This window comes from Lysinibacillus halotolerans (assembly GCF_003711845.1).
Classification (GTDB): Bacteria; Bacillota; Bacilli; order Bacillales_A; family Planococcaceae; genus Ureibacillus; species Ureibacillus halotolerans.
Window position 1 is genome coordinate 34561 of the sequence record NZ_RHLQ01000024.1, and the last position, 17845, is coordinate 52405.

21 protein-coding genes are annotated in these 17845 nt (G+C 36.2%); 1 reads left to right on the forward strand and 20 read right to left on the reverse strand.

All coding sequences use genetic code 11. From position 1 onward, the window contains the following. Position 1 precedes the first annotated feature (1 nt). The 9 genes from purR to metG form a co-directional block, all read right to left on the reverse strand. Positions 2 to 829, reverse strand: a complete 828-nt coding sequence (gene purR / locus EC501_RS10690; protein WP_122972287.1) for a pur operon repressor — start codon at positions 827 to 829, stop codon at positions 2 to 4. A 127-nt stretch (positions 830 to 956) separates the two neighbouring features. Beyond that, positions 957 to 1823, reverse strand: a complete 867-nt coding sequence (ispE, locus tag EC501_RS10695) for a 4-(cytidine 5'-diphospho)-2-C-methyl-D-erythritol kinase (RefSeq protein ID WP_122972288.1) — start codon at positions 1821 to 1823, stop codon at positions 957 to 959. A 254-nt stretch (positions 1824 to 2077) separates the two neighbouring features. Continuing rightward, the gene (locus EC501_RS10700) at positions 2078 to 2269 is read right to left on the reverse strand and encodes a small, acid-soluble spore protein, alpha/beta type (RefSeq protein ID WP_122972289.1); all 192 of its coding nucleotides are present in this window, start codon (positions 2267 to 2269) and stop codon (positions 2078 to 2080) included. A 101-nt stretch (positions 2270 to 2370) separates the two neighbouring features. Continuing rightward, the gene (gene veg / locus EC501_RS10705) at positions 2371 to 2631 is read right to left on the reverse strand and encodes a biofilm formation stimulator Veg (protein ID WP_122972290.1); all 261 of its coding nucleotides are present in this window, start codon (positions 2629 to 2631) and stop codon (positions 2371 to 2373) included. A 147-nt stretch (positions 2632 to 2778) separates the two neighbouring features. Beyond that, the gene (rsmA, locus tag EC501_RS10710; protein WP_122972291.1) at positions 2779 to 3666 is read right to left on the reverse strand and encodes a 16S rRNA (adenine(1518)-N(6)/adenine(1519)-N(6))-dimethyltransferase RsmA; all 888 of its coding nucleotides are present in this window, start codon (positions 3664 to 3666) and stop codon (positions 2779 to 2781) included. Next, positions 3659 to 4225 carry a ribonuclease M5 gene (rnmV, locus tag EC501_RS10715; protein ID WP_122972292.1) on the reverse strand — a complete coding sequence of 189 codons (567 nt, stop codon included), beginning with the start codon at positions 4223 to 4225 and terminating at the stop codon, positions 3659 to 3661. Before rnmV ends, rsmA begins: the two co-directional genes overlap by 8 nt. A 189-nt stretch (positions 4226 to 4414) precedes the next feature. Continuing rightward, positions 4415 to 5620, reverse strand: coding sequence for a G5 and 3D domain-containing protein (locus EC501_RS10720; RefSeq protein WP_122972293.1), 1206 nt, complete (start codon positions 5618 to 5620; stop codon positions 4415 to 4417). Between the two features lie 132 nt (positions 5621 to 5752). Next, the gene (locus EC501_RS10725) at positions 5753 to 6523 is read right to left on the reverse strand and encodes a TatD family hydrolase (RefSeq protein ID WP_122972294.1); all 771 of its coding nucleotides are present in this window, start codon (positions 6521 to 6523) and stop codon (positions 5753 to 5755) included. Positions 6524 to 6773: 250 nt separating this feature from the next. Further along, the gene (gene metG / locus EC501_RS10730; protein WP_122972295.1) at positions 6774 to 8738 is read right to left on the reverse strand and encodes a methionine--tRNA ligase; all 1965 of its coding nucleotides are present in this window, start codon (positions 8736 to 8738) and stop codon (positions 6774 to 6776) included. 364 nt (positions 8739 to 9102) lie between these two features. Here metG and EC501_RS10735 point away from each other — a divergent pair, with 364 nt between their 5' ends. Next, positions 9103 to 9381, forward strand: coding sequence for an AbrB/MazE/SpoVT family DNA-binding domain-containing protein (locus tag EC501_RS10735; protein ID WP_122972296.1), 279 nt, complete (start codon positions 9103 to 9105; stop codon positions 9379 to 9381). A gap of 75 nt (positions 9382 to 9456) precedes the next feature. Here the strand turns inward: EC501_RS10735 and rsmI are convergent, their stop codons facing one another. The 11 genes from rsmI to EC501_RS10790 form a co-directional block, all read right to left on the reverse strand. Further along, complete coding sequence (gene rsmI, locus EC501_RS10740; protein WP_122972297.1) at positions 9457 to 10329, reverse strand: 16S rRNA (cytidine(1402)-2'-O)-methyltransferase; 873 nt, start codon at positions 10327 to 10329, stop codon at positions 9457 to 9459. Beyond that, positions 10329 to 10589 carry a GIY-YIG nuclease family protein gene (locus EC501_RS10745; protein WP_122972298.1) on the reverse strand — a complete coding sequence of 87 codons (261 nt, stop codon included), beginning with the start codon at positions 10587 to 10589 and terminating at the stop codon, positions 10329 to 10331. The genes rsmI and EC501_RS10745 overlap by 1 nt, the downstream gene beginning before the upstream one ends. After that, positions 10573 to 11322: a tRNA1(Val) (adenine(37)-N6)-methyltransferase gene (locus EC501_RS10750; RefSeq protein WP_122972299.1), complete on the reverse strand. Its 750-nt coding sequence runs from the start codon at positions 11320 to 11322 to the stop codon at positions 10573 to 10575. Before EC501_RS10750 ends, EC501_RS10745 begins: the two co-directional genes overlap by 17 nt. A 203-nt stretch (positions 11323 to 11525) precedes the next feature. Continuing rightward, on the reverse strand, positions 11526 to 11882 hold the full coding sequence (gene yabA / locus EC501_RS10755; RefSeq protein WP_122972300.1) for a DNA replication initiation control protein YabA: 357 nt from the start codon (positions 11880 to 11882) through the stop codon (positions 11526 to 11528). Positions 11883 to 11905: 23 nt separating this feature from the next. Further along, the gene (locus EC501_RS10760) at positions 11906 to 12721 is read right to left on the reverse strand and encodes a PSP1 domain-containing protein (protein ID WP_122972301.1); all 816 of its coding nucleotides are present in this window, start codon (positions 12719 to 12721) and stop codon (positions 11906 to 11908) included. Next, a complete protein-coding gene (holB, locus tag EC501_RS10765) occupies positions 12714 to 13718 on the reverse strand; it encodes a DNA polymerase III subunit delta' (protein WP_122972302.1) in 1005 nt (334 codons plus the stop codon). The genes EC501_RS10760 and holB overlap by 8 nt, the downstream gene beginning before the upstream one ends. A gap of 92 nt (positions 13719 to 13810) precedes the next feature. Continuing rightward, positions 13811 to 14251: a YaaR family protein gene (locus EC501_RS10770; protein WP_122972303.1), complete on the reverse strand. Its 441-nt coding sequence runs from the start codon at positions 14249 to 14251 to the stop codon at positions 13811 to 13813. 129 nt (positions 14252 to 14380) lie between these two features. Beyond that, on the reverse strand, positions 14381 to 14710 hold the full coding sequence (locus EC501_RS10775) for a cyclic-di-AMP receptor (RefSeq protein WP_122972304.1): 330 nt from the start codon (positions 14708 to 14710) through the stop codon (positions 14381 to 14383). 62 nt (positions 14711 to 14772) lie between these two features. Continuing rightward, positions 14773 to 15411: a dTMP kinase gene (gene tmk, locus EC501_RS10780; protein ID WP_122972305.1), complete on the reverse strand. Its 639-nt coding sequence runs from the start codon at positions 15409 to 15411 to the stop codon at positions 14773 to 14775. 19 nt (positions 15412 to 15430) lie between these two features. Continuing rightward, positions 15431 to 16855, reverse strand: a complete 1425-nt coding sequence (locus tag EC501_RS10785; RefSeq protein WP_122972306.1) for an aminotransferase class I/II-fold pyridoxal phosphate-dependent enzyme — start codon at positions 16853 to 16855, stop codon at positions 15431 to 15433. Positions 16856 to 17710: 855 nt separating this feature from the next. Continuing rightward, positions 17711 to 17845, reverse strand: a 135-nt coding sequence (locus EC501_RS10790; protein ID WP_148037824.1) for a transposase, incomplete at its 5' end; no start/stop codon positions are given.

A 17845-nucleotide genomic window follows, 5' to 3' on the forward strand; every position in this document is an offset into this window, starting at 1 on the left:
TTTATATGCCCTCCTTTAAAAAGTAATTCCCTTCACTTAAAGCAATGGTACGATCTTTTTCATTTACGGCATGGAGTTTTACTAATGAATAATAATCATCAACAAGCGTTTCATCTGCATGTTCTGCTTCTACAAGAACAGCAATCCCTGCAAGTTCACAATCAAACTCTTCCAATAAATTTTTCATTCCATTCATCGTACCCCCAACTTTCATAAAATCGTCGGTTATTAGCACACGTTGCCCACTCTTCATGCTACGTTTAGAAAGCACCATCGTTTGAATGCGACGGGAAGAACCTGAAACATAATTAATACTTACTGTTGAACCTTCTGTTACTTTACTATCTCGACGGACTACGACAACTGGAACATTCAAATGTCTAGCAATTGAATGAGCGATAGATATTCCTTTTGTCGCTACTGTCATAATGACATCAATATGTTGATCAGCAAAGATGCTAGCGAATACTTTCCCTACTCGATTCATAAGCTCCGGATTACCGAGTAAATCCGTCATAAACAAATATCCACCTGGCAATAAGCGGTCTGATTGGCTTAGTTCTGAAATTAATAATTGAATAATATCCCGAACTTCTTCCTTTGACATTTTAGGAATATATTTTACCCCACCTGCCGCACCAGGTACTGTCACCAACAACCCGATTCCTTTTTCTTCAAACGTTTCTTTTACAATCGTTAAATCTTCGCTAATTGAGGATTTAGCCGATTGATAAGTTTCAGAAAAATAAGTTAGCGGGATCAGCTGATGTGGATGCTCAAGTAAATAATAAGTCATATCAACTAGCCGTTCACTTCGCTTCCATTTCATGCGATCCTCTCCTAAACATTAAATTTGTACTTCAAGCTTTTTTGATTTTTTATACCCATACTTTTATTAATCAAGCAACTTTCAATAGACGAATAATTTATAGAAAAAGTATCATAAATGTACGCATTTAAGCAAGTGAATTTCTTTCCCCTAATAAACGAACTGCAAAAACTTCATCACAAAAACCTCGTAAACCATTATAAATACGAGGAAGTCTTGATTCGTTATCAACTAATCCAAATACAGTTGGACCACTTCCACTCATTAAAACTGCATCCGCGCCAAAACGTTTCATCTGTTCTTTAATCATGACAACTTCTGGATGAAGTTCAAAGGTAACGGATTCAAGAACATTCCCTACCGATTCACACATCATGAAATAATCATTTTTTTCTATCGCTTCAATCATTTGCTTTGTATTAGGGTGCTCAATCTCATCAACATTCAGTCCACCATAAACTTGTGCTGTTGATACGCCAATTTTCGGTTTAGCTAAAACGATCCAGCATGTTGGTGGTGCGGGAAGGTGATGAATTTTTTCTCCCCGTCCAGTTGCTAATGCCGTCCCCCCATAAACACAAAAGGATACATCCGAACCAATTTTAGCGCCTAATTCAGCTAACGTATCAATAGATAAATTTAAACCCCAAAGCTCGTTCAATCCTTTTAACGTTGCAGCTGCATCACTACTGCCACCAGCAAGACCAGCTGCAACCGGAATTTCTTTATCAATTACAATTGTAACGCCTTCTTTTATCCCATATGTATCTTTAATTAATTGGGCAGCTTGATAAGCTAAATTTCGATTATCATCTGGAATAAATCCATTAGTAGAATTGATTTTAATTTGCCCATCCTTACGGGACTCTAGTCCAATACGGTCTGATAAGTCAACCGTAGTCATAATCATCTCTACTTCATGGTAATTATCAGGACGTTTATATAAAACATCTAAAGTTAAATTTATTTTCGCTGGCGCTTTCACATAAAGCATACCGTGTCCTCCTCAATTGGCAACCAAATCTATAGTGAAACCCTTTTTGTTTTCATTTTAAAAATTAGTATAAGTTAACCATAAAAAGGTCCCTTATGTAGACAGTCTCATTACTTCCATATATTTTACCATAACGGAATCAAAAGTGTCTCAAACCCGTGTTACGAAATAGTTTAAACGTTTTTTTCAATAGTTATCAATGAAAAAGCCAATAAATCCATTTCAGGATTTATTGGCAAAATGTTAACTACTACTTACTTTTGATTGTTTTGGTTTTGCTGTGCTAGACCTTGTTCGGCCATTTCAATTGCTCGCTTTACCATATTACCTGCATCACGTGATTTTATTCCGCCCCAGCCTTCACGTTCGACTACATCATAAAATCCGAGTTCCTTGGCAATCTCTTCTTTTAGACGACTCGACATGATTCCTTTTCTTCTGGCCATGCAGTTATTCCTCCTTCAAAATAAGTAGGTTAACAACTGTAGTATGTGCGAAAGAAAACAAAAAACACTCAAAAATGAGTGTTTTAAAAATACAAATAAAACTATTTGGCAATGGCAACTTGCACATCGTCTAAAAATGTTATTTCTACTGCTTCAGTTAGAATATCTGTGTAGCTATAAGAAACGCGTTTACAAGCGTTATCTTCTTGATCGAGCTCAACTACAAATACTGCGTGATAAGTTTCACTAAGTACTCCATCACACTCAACCGTTTTCTTGCGACCTCCGTTTGCTTTTAATCGCAAACGTTTACCCAAATGACAATCTAGAGACTTTTTAATGTCAGCTAACGTTTTTGGCATTTTCGCATACACCTCACTATACCTAGTATAGCCCATTATTGGTTACTTGTCAACAAATTATAATATTTTATCAGCAGATAAAATTGTTGTCAACTTTTTTTGCATAAAAAAGTATTGGAATTTAATAAAAAAATGACACGTTTCATATTATTGTGTATTGCAAAAATGAGAATAAAGTGCATCTGCTAATTTTGCAAACTCTTGGATAGATAAAGTTTCCCCTCTTCTTGCCGGTTCAATACCACATTGTTCAAGGGCATCTAATATTTGTTGCTTCTTTTCCTTTCCTGAAGGAAGACCCGATTGCAGATTGTTCAAAATCGTTTTTCTACGTTGTGCAAAGGATGTACGGGTAACCTCAAATAAGAAATCTTCATCGATTACTTTAACTGGAGGTTCATCATGCTTAATTAATCGAATGACAGCAGAGTCTACATTTGGTTGAGGCATAAATACCGTTTTTGGTACAACCATTGCCACTTCTGCTTTTACATAATATTGAATAGCGATTGATAAGGAGCCATATTCCTTCGTACCAGGTTTTGCTGTTATACGATCAGCTACTTCCTTTTGCATCATGACAACAAAGCCGCGAATTGGTAAACGATCGTTTAATAATTTCATTAAAATAGGTGTTGTCACATAATAAGGTAAGTTTGCCACAACCATAATATCTTCAATACCTGGCATCTCTTTCTTTATTACTTTTTCTACATCTGCTTTTAATATATCGGAATGAATAATTTTAATGTTATCGTACGGACTTAATGTATCCTCTAATACCGGTAGTAAACGTTGATCGATTTCGAAAGATACAACTTTTTTGGCAGCCCGCGCAAGATGTTCAGTCAATGCCCCGATACCAGGTCCAATCTCAATCGCACCACTATCTTTCGTTAAATTAGCATGACTTACAATATTACGTAATATATTCGGATCAATTAAAAAATTTTGTCCTAAACTTTTTTTAAATGAAAATCCATATTTATTTAAAATTTCCTTTGTACGAATAGGTGTTGCGATATCTTTATACATTTTGCTCCTCCTGATCTAGTTGGGCTACTGCTTGACCAAATTGTTCAACAGTAATTTGAAACATGGTAAGTCGTTTATGCAATTGTTTGCCATTTGTCATTCCTATATTCAAAATTTCACCTAATCTTAAGCGACGATTTTTAGATTGGGGGTGTCCTATTAATCGAGCAACTAATAAATCTTCCATCGTAATTTCGGCTTCTATATGACCTTGAGCATTCGGTGTATAAACATTACTTAATGCTTCTCGAATATCTTCATCCCGGGCATGTTCAATTCCAAGTCCTTTGCCGTTTTTTGCAATGGTTTTTTCTTTAGCTAAAAATGCATGCTTTACTCCTGGTACTCTCTCCTCAATGATGGCACGAATACGCCGCCCTGGATAATCTGGATCTGTAAAAACGATAACGCCCCGTTTTTGTTGAGCATGCTCAATACGTCGAAGGATTTCCTCCGAAATAGCCGAACCGTTTGTCTCTATTGTATCAGCATTAACAGCACGTTTAATGGCCGTTGTATCATCTTTTCCTTCTACAACGATGATTTCTTGTATATTCAAAAATATACCCCTCTTTTCAAACAATCTGTGACTATAATAACATACAATAGTGTAAACGTCGTTTTATTTATAATTCATAACCAACGTATATAATGCATCCAAAAAATAAAAGAGTCTTCCCATTTACAGACAGGAAGACTCTTTTAAACATTTTGGTTGATCAACTAATCTTTTGAAAGCTTAATAGACTTAATTTAAAATTTTAATGCGGACTTTTTTCCGTCCCCAATTATTGGCTTCTTGTTTCGAGCTTACAAAGACATCAATTTTATTTCCTTGGATGGATCCACCCGTATCTGCAGCGATCGCATTACCATACCCTTCAACCCAAACTTTCGATCCTAATGGAATTACATTTGGGTCAACCGCAATAACTTTCATACCAGAATTGGCTTTTAAGTTAAGACCTGTGGCAGAAACGCCTGAACATCCTTTACAGTCTGCAGTGTAAGCAGTAGCCGTTACATAAAATTCTTTGCTATTTTTTGAAGAAGAACTATTACCACGAGAAACTGTAGCTGTTACTACTTTTGTACCAACTGCGACAACTTCTGTTTTTGGTTCTTTCAAAACTTCTTCTGTTTTTAGCTTTTTATCTACTACTTTACCATTTTCTTTCGTAACTTCATAAGTGCGAGCTATTTTTCCTTCCTCGCCCTCTGTGACTACCTTTTCTTTTCCTTTTAGTAACGAAGAGTCTGATTTCGTCTCTACTGCGAAATCAACCGATTCTTCCACTACATCGGTAACCTTTTCTACACGAACAACTGTGATTTTATCCTCTGGAGTGATAACAGCCTCCAAATCATTTTCAACACGATCAAACTCATTAAGCTGAATTCCCTGTTGTTTCAAAAAGTTAGCGACCGTAGTCGAAGTGGACCAAACTTGTCTTTCCTCTAAACCATCGACAAGCGTTAACTGAAACGCCTTTTGAATATCGATTTTGTTATCTGCTCCTACTTCTGCGTCCAAAGCAACTGATAATTTATCATGCTCTGTTACTTCGATATTTGCTTCTTCCAAAATGTTCTTCACTTTACTTTCAGTTGTCCAAACCTTTGACTCTTTTCCGTCAACTGAAATAGTTACTTCTTTAGCTTGTTCCCAATCAATCGTCATTCCACTGACGATCTTGGTGTTCAGTGAGGGTGATACTTTATCATATTCAGAAACGGCAATACCTTCTTGTTGTAAAAGTTCGCCTACTGTATTTGCGTGTGTTAATAATTCTTGTTCTTTACCGTTTGCATTTACAACAACCGACTCTTTTGTTCCTTGATAAGCAACAAAAGAAACTACTGAAACAAACAGGATAAGAGATATAATTCCTACCACTGTTCGCTTACTCCTCAATGATCCTGAGAACAAGTTTTTCATGGAAATTTTTGACATGAAAAACGCCTCCTTGACACTCGTTGGATTATACGGGCTACTTTTTTAGCTGTCAACCAATTAAATTTTTATAAAAAATAGTCCATTTATTTTAATCCGTCTTAAACGCAGTATTGGAGACGTTTCGGATTCTTATTCATCGAGTTTAAAAAATTTAATAGCATTTGAAGTTGTCACTCTTGCAACTTCGTCAACTGTTAACTCTTTTTGACGAGCAATTTCTTCAGCAACTAACGGTACATAGGACGGTTCATTCCGCTTACCTCGATAAGGATGGGGTGCCAAATATGGAGCATCTGTTTCAATCATTAAATGCTCTAATGGGATTTCTTTTGCAACTTCTTTTGGCTGGCGTGCATTTTTAAATGTGACAGGACCACCTAGACTAATCATGAAATTCATTGCAATGCACTCATGAGCTGTTTCAACACTACCGCTAAAACAGTGCATAACGCCCCCAACCGACGCAGCATTTTCTTCCCGTAATATTTTTACAACATCCCCAGTTGCTTCGCGATTATGAATAACGATTGGCAGTTTTAACTTTTGTGCTAGATGAATCTGTTTACGAAATAGTTCTTGTTGCACATCTTTAGGTGATTTATCCCAGTAGTAATCTAAACCCGTTTCTCCAATACCGACTACTTTAGGATGAGCGGCAAGTTGTTCAATCCACTCCAAATCTTCTGGTGTGCAATCAATTGCATCAACAGGATGCCATCCAATTACTGCATAAATAAATTCGTACTCATCTGCTAGTTTCATGGCTTTTTCGATTGTTTTTCGATCAAAGCCGACTACTACCATTTTTTCAACTTTCGCTTCAATTGCTCTCTCGATTACTTGTTGCAAATCTTCTTCATACTGATCTGCATTTAAATGGACATGTGTATCTATAAACATCTTCAATCTCCTCACTCATTTTATTGGAATAAAATATTTCTTAGTTGACATTCAAATTACAGATTTGTTACACGGATATCTTTTTATGTCATAAAACAATTTTTACATTACATTTTTTTGATAGAATTTACCTATTTCGACAGATTATGTTTTCTCCTTTATTATGACAATATAGTTTTAAAGTCACAATTTTTCTAGTGAAAAGCCTGTTGAACTTATCTTGTTCAACAGGCTTGAAAAGTTAAAATCCTTATTTAACTTTCGCTCCATTTTGCAACTTCGGATCAACGGTAGCAAGGGTTAATACACCATCATGGGAACCTGCTAAAATCATACCTTGTGAAAGCTCACCACGTAGCTTAACTGGTTTTAAGTTTGCTACAACTATGACTTTTTGCCCAACTAACTCTTCAGGTTTGTAATATTGAGCTATACCCGATACAACTTGACGTTGTTCATATCCAAGATCCACTTGCAGCTTTAATAATTTATCTGCTTTAGGAATTGGTTCACAAGCTGTTACCGTTGCAACCCTTAAGTCGATTTTCATAAAATCATCAATTGAAATTTCAGGAACATCTGAAACTTCAACTTCTGTCTTTTTCTCCTCTTCTTGAGGTGTTTTCACCGAAGCTCTCATTTGTTCTCTAATATAAGCAACTTCAACTTCAACATCTAAACGAGGGAAAATTGGTATTCCTTTTTCTACCACTTTTATATTTTCCGGAATAACATTCCCAAATGTTTCAATTGTTTCCCAATTTAAATAAGATTCGTCTAAACCTAATTGTTCGACAATTTGTTTAGGTGTTGACGTCATAAATGGTTGTAACATTACGGCAATATGACGTAAACTTTCAGCCAAATTATACATGACTGACGCTAATTTACCTTTATTTTCTTCATCTTTTGCCAATACCCAAGGTTGTGTTTCGTCAATATATTTATTCGTACGAGAAACAAGGGACCAAACATCGGATAATACAACGCTAAATTGCATTTTCTCCATATTTTGCTCGTAAATTAAACGAGTTTCTTTTGCGTGTACTTTAAGGGCAGCATCGAACTCAGTTTCTACTAGTTTTTTCGTTGGAATAATACCATCAAAATATTTGTTCATCATTGAAACGGTACGATTCAATAAGTTTCCTAAGTCGTTTGCTAAATCAAAATTCGTTCTTTCAACAAATGATTCTGGAGAAAATACGCCATCAGCACCAAAAGGTAGCTCGCGAAGTAAGAAGTATCTCGTTGCGTCTAATCCATAGCGTTCAATTAACATTTCTGGATAAACGACATTCCCTTTCGATTTCGACATTTTTCCATCTTTCATCATGATAAAACCATGGGCAAATACTTTTTTAGGTAATGGTAAATCTAAAGCCATTAAGAAAATTGGCCAATAAATTGTATGGAAACGAACAATATCTTTCCCTACAACTTGTACATCAGCTGGCCAGTATTTATTGAATAATTCTTCATTATCTGATCCGTATCCTAAAGCTGTTATATAGTTTGATAAAGCGTCCACCCAAACATAAATAACATGCTTTGGATCTCCAGGTACTTTAATACCCCAATCAAATGAAGTTCTTGAAACAGATAAATCCTCTAAACCAGGTTTAATAAAGTTATTTATCATTTCATTTTTACGAGATTCTGGCTCAATGAATTCAACATTTTTTTCGTAATATTGTAATAATCGATCCGCATATTTCTTCATGTTGAAGAAATATGATTCCTCTTTTACTTTATGAACCGGACGTCCACAATCAGGACAGTTTCCATCTACTAACTGGGTTTCAGTGTAAAAAGATTCACAAGGTGTACAATACCAGCCTTCATATTCCCCTTTATAAATGTCTCCATTATCAAGGAATTTTTGGAAGATTTTTTCTACACTTTTTGTATGGCGCTCTTGTGTAGTTTGAATAAAATCATCGTAAGAAATATCCATTAAAGACCAAAGTTTTTTTGCTGCATCTGCAATTTCATTAACGTACTCCTGCGGATGTTTCCCTGCTTCAGATGCCTTTTCTTGAATTTTTTGACCATGCTCGTCCATACCCGTTAAAAAACGAACATCATATCCTCTTAATCGTTTATATCGTGCCATCGTATCTGATGCCACAGTTGTATATGCTGTACCGATATGAAACTTACCACTGGGATAATAAATTGGGGTTGTTATATAAAATGTATTCTTTTCACTCACTTAAAATGGCCTCCATTGTCAAACTGTATAGTGTTTATTTTATCGAAGTAAGAAAATTGTTTCAATGAAAGAATATTATTACAGAATGTTGTCGAAAAATACTATTAGTAAAAGGTGTAAATTTGGTGGAACTTTCCAACTAAATTGAACGTTTTATATTAATAATCTATATTTTTAAATCAGAAATCCCGTTTATGTATCAAATGTTCACAACTATTTCACATCAATATTAAACCATTAATGCTAAATAATTGACGTTTATGGCATTACTTGGTATGATTCTAATCAGACAGAGAATAATGTCGAATTTTGGCGAAACAAAAGAAAATAATATAATAAACAATCCATAGGAGGAAATATTGTCATGAAATCAACAGGTATCGTTCGTAAAGTCGATGAATTAGGACGTGTAGTTATTCCGATCGAGCTTCGTCGTACATTAGGCATTGCAGAAAAAGATGCGTTAGAAATTTACGTTGATGACGATAAAATCATTCTTAAAAAATATATGCCTAACATGACTTGTGCTGTAACTGGTGAAGTTTCCGATGAAAACTTCCGTCTTGCTGGAGGCAAATTAATTTTAAGTCCAGAAGGTGCAGAAATTTTAATGAAAGAAATCCAACAACATATTTCTAAGTAAGAACTATAAAAAAGCGTTGCTAACTTTTAAATCATTAAAAATAGCATACGCTTTTTTTATTTTTATCATACTGTTTTATACATGATATTCCTGGTAAACATCTCTTTTTGCTAGCCCTCGAAGTTTAGCAACTTCTTTAATGGCTTCTTTTGAATTCATTTGTTTTTCTTCTATTAGATAGTCCACATGTTCTACTAGAGATAAACTTGTCCAATAAGATTCTTGCTCCTCTTCGATTTCACCAATTATATTCCCTTCAATAATGACACAAAATTCTCCACGTATTTCATTTTCACTTACCCATTGGACTGCTTCTGAAATTGTACCGCGCAAAAACTCTTCAAATTTTTTCGTGAGCTCTCGGGCTAACACAATCTTTCGATTTCCTAGAATAAGTTCCAAATCCTTTAAAGTTTCCTTTAAACGGTGTGGAGCCTCATAGAAAATGATTGTTTCTTCCCGCTTCGCCAATTTTTCTAACTGTTGTCGACGTTCCTTTTTATGACGATTTAAAAATCCAAAGAAATAAAATGGCTGCGGTGTAATACCTGATGCAATTAATGCTGTTAAAGCTGCATTGGCACCAGGTATAGGAACAACGGCAAAATCCTCTTCTATAGCTTTCATAACAATATCTGCTCCCGGATCCGAAATACATGGAAGACCTGCATCACTTACTAAAGCAACCGATTTCCCTTCCCGTAAATACCCTAAAAGTTTCTCCCCACCTTTCTCTAAATTATGTTCATGGTAACTTACTAATGGGGTTTGAATGTCAAAGTAATGACATAATTTTTTTGTATTACGGGTATCCTCAGCTGCAATGACATCTACTTCTTTTAAAATACGCAACGCTCGTACTGTCATATCTTCTAAGTTCCCTATAGGGGTTGCAACTAAATAAAGACAGCTTCCCTGTTCATGTTGACTGCTCTTTTGTGATTTCATCAAACGTCTCTCCCAATATATTTCAATTTTTCGCTTCGTTTTAACTGTTTAAAGGCATACTCGGCTCGCATTGCTTCTTGCTTTGTAGCATAAGTTTCAAAATAGATACACTTAACAGGGCGATGGGCCTTCGTATATTTCGCACCCTTTCCTGCATTATGGGTTGCTAATCGTTTCTCCAAATTGTTTGTATAGCCAGCATAAAGAGATTGATTTGCACATTCTAAAACATAAAAAATATGACTATTTTTTGTCTCCATAAAGAATTTCACTCACTTCATCCGTATATTGATTATTCTCATCATATACATACAATGGTGGTAATACTTTCAAATCAGGTTTCCCGTCCTTTATGCCTTCTATTAATAAAGTATTTGCTTCTTTCTCGAATTTAGGATACACAAAGCGGATTCGTTTTGGTTCGAGACGGTGAGCTCTCATTGAAGTAACAATATCTAAAAGTCTTCCCGGACGATGAACAAATGCAGCTTTTCCGCCTTGCTTTAACAACCGACTGGCAGATTCGATTGCCTCATCTAAAGTTAAATGAATTTCATGTCTAGCAATGGCATAATGTTCACTAACATTTTTATCGCTTAATTCATGGGCTAAAAAATACGGTGGATTACATGTAACCACATCATATTTTTCAATACCTAACTGGGGTGGAATTTCTTTCACATCACCTTGAATCATTTTAATTTGATCTTCTAACCCATTGTACTTTATACTCCGCTCAGCCATATCATATAGTCGATACTGCAATTCTACTCCTATAATGTCTGCCTTTGTACGCGCACTTAAAAATAGAGGTATTACACCATTTCCCGAACATAAGTCCACTACTTTACCCTTATTTACTGGAACACTAACAAATCTTGATAATAACACTGCATCTAATGAAAAAGAAAAGACGGACGGACTTTGGATAATTCTTAAATCTTCAGCCAATAAATAATCCAGCCGCTCATCATCCTTTAACCATTGCTCCACAAAATATCCTCCATTCAAAAATACTCTTATCAAAAGAAAAGACTGAAAACCACATTTGTGGTATCAGCCTTTTGAACAAAATCTTTGGTGTATCGGCACCGCTTTGATGCATTTATGTATGCCTCTAGATAGTTATCTATGACATCACCAAACTAACCATTATCCACACTACTAACTTTTTTAGGTTTTGTAATGGATAAAGTTTAAGCATTTTGTTTATTTAAAAACGATAGACAAAACAAGCAATCTTCACCTTTTCGAGAACTACCAAAATGAACGTGACAAACGTGGAACCCTTCTTGGTAAAGACGCGCTAAATTATCATATCCTTCTCCAATATCTAACAAGCTCATTTTTTCATTTTCGCTACGTTCATCAGAAGTATCGTTGGATAATAGCTCTTCTAGACGTCTACGAAGGTGAAGATTTTCCGTTTGAATTGCCTGATGATCTTCCACCATATGTGCAACATATTTTTTTAAGTCATTATATTGTTGCTGTAGCGATTCGAGCTGTCGTTCGAATTCCATAACCGAATCTAAGAAATTGCGGTCCTTCACTCAAAACCACCCCACTTGTTCATCTATATCAAATTTTTCTCGCATTCAATAATTTCGTCTAATGTATATTCAACAGTTCGTTCCTGCTCTTCTAAAAACACTTGAATTAATCGTTCTAAAACATTTATCCCTACTACTTTACCTGGGCCATCAGGCGTCATCGTAGAGTCTCCGATATCTGGCATACCTTCTTTAGCCACTTCATAATCGTCATTTTCATATTTTAAACAACACATTAAGCGTCCACAAAGACCAGAAATTTTTGTTGGATTAAGCGATAAGTTTTGGTCTTTCGCCATTTTAATCGAAACGGGATCAAAGTCTCCTAAAAATGTTGAACAGCATAACATTCTTCCACAAGGACCTATCCCGCCAAGTAATTTTGCTTCATCACGTACACCGATTTGACGTAATTCAATACGTGTGCGGAAAATAGAAGCTAAATCCTTTACTAACTCACGGAAATCAACTCTTCCTTCAGCAGTAAAGTAAAAAATAATTTTATTACGATCAAATGTATATTCAACATCAACAAGTTTCATTTCAAGGTTATGTTCGCTAATTTTTGTACTAGCAAGTTCAAAAGCTCGTTGTGATTCTTGTGTGTTTTCCTCAACTTGAATGCGATCTCGTTCATCAGCAGGGCGTAGTACTTGTTTTAAAGGTAAAACAACATCATTTTCTCCCACTTGCTTCATTGGCACGACGATCTTTCCATATTCAACCCCTCTTGCAGTTTCTACAATGACATATTGCCCTTTTTCCAGTAGAAATACGCCGGGGTCGAAATAATATATTTTACCCGCTTTTTTAAAGCGGACTCCAACTACATTATACAAATGTATACCCCTCCTGCAGGTTAAGCATTAACTGCTCCATCATAAGCGTTCGATTCATGTTGCGCCCTAAATTTTGCCTTGCTTGCAATATTGCTTGCATTTGGTTAGATAAGCGATTATACGTTGTATGTAACGCTTGCTCCTTCCAGCTTTGTAACATATCCGGATATGTACAAGAACTTTCAGGATTCGCCTTTATTGCTACAATATCACGATATGCAAAAAGTAGTAAATCTAACGCTTGCTCCATCTCTTCTTTTTCTTTAAAAGAAGGTATCCAATCTTCGTACACAACGAGTAAAGCTTCGTGTACATTTTTTCTTACTGTCTCTACTAATTTTAACACTGTTTTTCTTGTATGTGCAAACTGCTCATCATTAGCTAATGAAATGGCAGTTTCTAAACTGTTGGTAACCATACTAACTGTTGAAGCCATTGAGAAAGTGATACCTTGTTCCTGTAGTTGCTTTAATAAAATATTTCGCGGAATGGAAGCAAATTTTATATGCTGGCAACGGGATTGAATGGTTGGAAGAATAGACTGATAACTTTCCGTTAGCAATAAAGCCGTTACTTCACCCTCAGGCTCTTCTAAAAATTTCAGTAATGTATTAGCAGAAGCTATATTTAGACGGTCTGCATGGTGAAGAACATAAATCTTACGTCCTTCTTCAATACTTGTTTTCGTCATACCGGAAATCAGGTTTCGAATTTGGTCGATTTTGATAAATTGTCCGTCTGGTTCTAACTGTTTTACATTTGGATGATTGCCAGTATCAATACGTTTACAGTTTCGACATGTTTCACATGGAACATTTTTCGACGGGTTCAGACACAATAATAGTTTTATGAAGAATATTGCGAACTCCCTTTTTCCTGTTCCTTTTTCCCCATCAAAAATATACGCATGGCCTGTTCTATTTTTTTCAAAAATCGTTTGTAATTGCTTCATCACTACTGGTTGTAACACCTTCAGTTCTTCCACATTTCCTGCCATTTCTTTCACCTTTTTTCTTAAACGACTATTTCTACTTTTTTATTTCTTTTAGAAAAAACCCCGTGTCCCATACAGGAAAGAAGACACGGGTTCTACATATATAAATTAACTAACAATCCTTTAATTTCTCCAATTTTATCAAGCAAATCGATTGTATCCTTCTCTTCACTTAAAATATCTTGTGCAAGTTCAACTAGACGTTCATCTATTGTTTCCACAATTTTTAGACGGCGCCCTTCTCCAAAACGATTCCAAGTATGAGACTGTTTCATATCTAATCCATATTCAACTGCCTCTTGTAAAAAACGTTTGATGAGCATTTTAAAACGAGTAAGTTCCCGTAAGTTACGAGATCTAGCAACACGATCACCAGCAGCAGAAATATCGCCCATTAATCTTGTTAACTGTTCCGTTTGTAATTTCGAACCTTGTTTAACAAGAATCTCACCAAAACGATTCCCTGATTGGTGCATATGTTTTAACTCATTAGGATTCGCTTTTAAACCTACACGTAAATTTTGATCTATCTTCAATACCTTTCGCCTCCACCCAATCTCATAAAAGGCTAGTATATAAAGCAGAGATATCGATTTAAAAAATCATGAATCTAAGCCAGTCTAGCCAATCCTATTCATTCCTTCAATCTTTATAACTGAATAGGTTTAAAAATGGTGGAACTGTTCAATAGGTAATACAAAAACTGTAGCTCCCCCAACTTCAACTTCAATGGGATACGGGATATAAGAGTCTGCGTTACCACCTAACGGAGATACAGGTGACACCATTTGTTCACGGGAACGGCAATTATCTCGAATAATATCAAGTAATTGAGGAATCGATGAATCCTCTGTTCCAACAATAAAGGTTGTATTTCCTGATCGTAAAAAACCACCAGTACTTGCTAATTTTGTCGCACGAAAATTATTCTTTGTTAATGCACTAGACAAACGGTTACTATCTTGGTCCTGAACGACTGCAACAACTAACTTCATCCGTACTCACTCCCCATATATTGAATTGGTGTTCTTATTATAGCATACATAGTATGCCTACTTCATTTACTTTCCTCTAAAGTCTCACTTAAAAGATGCCAAACATCTTCTACTACTTTATCTATAGGCTGGTCAGCATTAACTACTTTAATTCTATTAGGATAACGCTTTACTAATAGTTGATAACCTTCTCTTACCTTTTCATGAAAAGATAAGCTCTCTACATCAAGTCTATTCACTTCCCTGTCATTGTGTGAATGAATTCGGGCTAGTCCTACTTTCGGTTCTAAATCAAACAATATTGTCAAATCCGGCATTCGTTTTCCGATGGCAAATTCATTTATTGCTAAAACTTCATCTATTCCAATTCCCCGGGCATATCCTTGATAGGCTAAGGATGAATCAATAAAACGATCACATAATACAAGCTTTCCCTTTTGGATTGCTGGTTCAACTTTTTCAAAGAAATGTTGACTTCTTGCAGCAGCATATAATAAAGCCTCTGTTCTTTCGTCCATAGCGGTATGCTCCGGATTTAATATAACTTCACGTATTTTTTCCGCAATTTCAATACCCCCTGGCTCTCTTGTTGCCATTATGTCGATCTTTAGTTGTTCGAGACGTTCCACTATTTTAGTTAAAATCGTCGTTTTTCCTGCCCCTTCTGGACCTTCAAACGTTATAAATAAGTTTCTTTTCATTTCTATATTCCTCCGGCTGCTACTTTATGACGTATATGAGCTTTTCATTTAGGCGATGTTGTCCTTGAAAAGCTGCACCTACTGCAAGTAACTCTTCTAATTGGCTTAATTTTGATACAGTAACTTTTTCTCCAGGCAAAAATAATGGCACTCCAGGTGGATACGGAATAAGCATACTTGCTGATACTCTTCCAATGGCACGCATATAAGGCACCCATTCCTTTTCTAACTGTTCTATTTCGTCATAAGAGTATTCTGGAATGGAAACTGTCGTATGATTATGACTAGGTACTACTGATGGAATTAGCGTCTCATTTTCCTTTTTTAATGTTGATAACGCCTCTTTAAAACGTATGCGAGCATCTGCAAAGGAATATGGCTGTTCATGTTTTAATAACGGTAATATGACGAGCACTTGATATAGGTCTGCTAGTTCTACATAAATACCTTGTTGCTCAAGTGCCTCCTTTAATTGGAATCCGCTTTTACCAGGTATACGAATTAAAAGTTTTAATGGATCATCCACTTCAATTACTTGAAGCGGATGTAGTGAGCGTAATGCCTCAATCCATTGATTACGTTTTTCCATTAAATATACGGCATCACTCTCTAAATAACTACTTATATAATCTCTAGCATCATCCAGTGAAGCCAGTAATAAATAGGATGGACTACTAGATTGTAACATTCTTAAATAATGATTCACTTTTTCTACATCAATCAGTTGTGAATTTACATGTAAAAAGGAGGCCATTGTCATAGCAGGTAATGTTTTATGGGCTGATTGCACAACAACATCAGCACCTAATTGTAAAGCAGAAGTAGGAAAACTCTTACTCGCTATTAAATGGGCACCATGGGCTTCATCAATTAATACAGGAATGTCCATTTCGTGGCACATATCTATTTGCTGTTTTAATGCTTCTTCTCCCGCTACCCCATAATAAGTTGGATAGGTTAGTAAAACCGCTTTGGCATCAGGATGAAGTTGCAATGCCTCCTGTAAAGTGGCTGTTGGTACTTCTCCTGCTGTTAAAGACACTTCATCCCATCTAGGAGCAACAAATATTGCTTTAGCACCGACTAACTCCAACCCATGGAAAATAGATTTATGCGCGTTTCTCTGTACGATGATTTTGTCATTTCTTTTACACGTTGCATATATCATTGCTAAATTACCAACTGTTGAACCATTTACTAAAAAAAAGCTACGTTGAGCACCATAAGTTTTTGCTAATAAAATCTCGGCTTGTTTTATCGCTTCTTCAGAATGGTGATAATCATCCAAACCAGTTAATTCTGTTAAATCATATGTAAGGGCAGTTTTTATTTCATTTGGTAATGACGATAACAAACCGCTTTTATGTCCTGGAACATGCCAACTTAACGGCTTTTGTTCTACGAAATGTTGTAAAGCCGTAACGATCGGTCTTTCCCTTTTCATTGTCTCACTCCGTTCATTTCTCTTTCTATATTATAGTGCTTCTATAGAATTCACGCACGATTTTGAATGTATTTTAGAAGAATCCTTTATCTTTAATTTTCTCTATTTTGTAATCATCGGCGTACTGAAACTTCTAATTATTGGGGCTTTTTAGGTATAAAAAGACCACTGAATTTTCAGTGGTCTCTGTTGCCTAGCAACGTCCTACTCTCACAGGGGGCACCCCTCAACTACCATCGACGCTTTCTGCGAAGCGCGATGACACGTCGGAAAACTGCGTCATCTGCGTCAGTCCGATGCTCATGTACCAAGTACACTCCGCTTCGGGCCTCCTTGATTCCTTGTTTTCCTCGGTCCTCCCACTTCTCGAGATTTTCCTTCTGTATTTTTGATTGTTCTTAAACGCGCCGATTAAAGCCTTCGGCTTTTTGTACGTTGGGGGCTTTTTAGGTATAAAAAAGACCACTGAATTTTCAGTGGTCTCTGTTGCCTAGCAACGTCCTACTCTCACAGGGGGTACCCCTCAACTACCATCGACGCTTTCTGCGAAGCGCGATGACACGTCGGAAAACTGCGTCATCTGCGTCAGTCCGATGCTCATGTACCAAGTACACTGCGCTTCGGTCCTCCTTGATTCCTTGTTTTCCTCGGTCCTCCCACTTCTCGAGGTTTTCCTTCTGTATTTTTGATTGTCCTTAAACGCGCCGATTAAAGCCTTCGGCTTTTTGTACGTTGGGGGCTTTTTAGGTATAAAAAGAGGCTGGGACATAACTAGCTTCAAATAGTGAGAAAGGTGAATTTGAGGAAACTCAAATTCACCTTTCGCTATTTTTGTGTGTAAATTCTTTTTTTTCTTTAGTTAATGGCCGTGAATTTTCTTAAATTCACAGCCATTAATGCGAGGCCCATTTCGTTTTCTACCTTCGATTTTCCTCGTACAGAAAATCGAGTGAAACGCAAATTAGCCTTCAAGAATCCAAAAACTGGTTC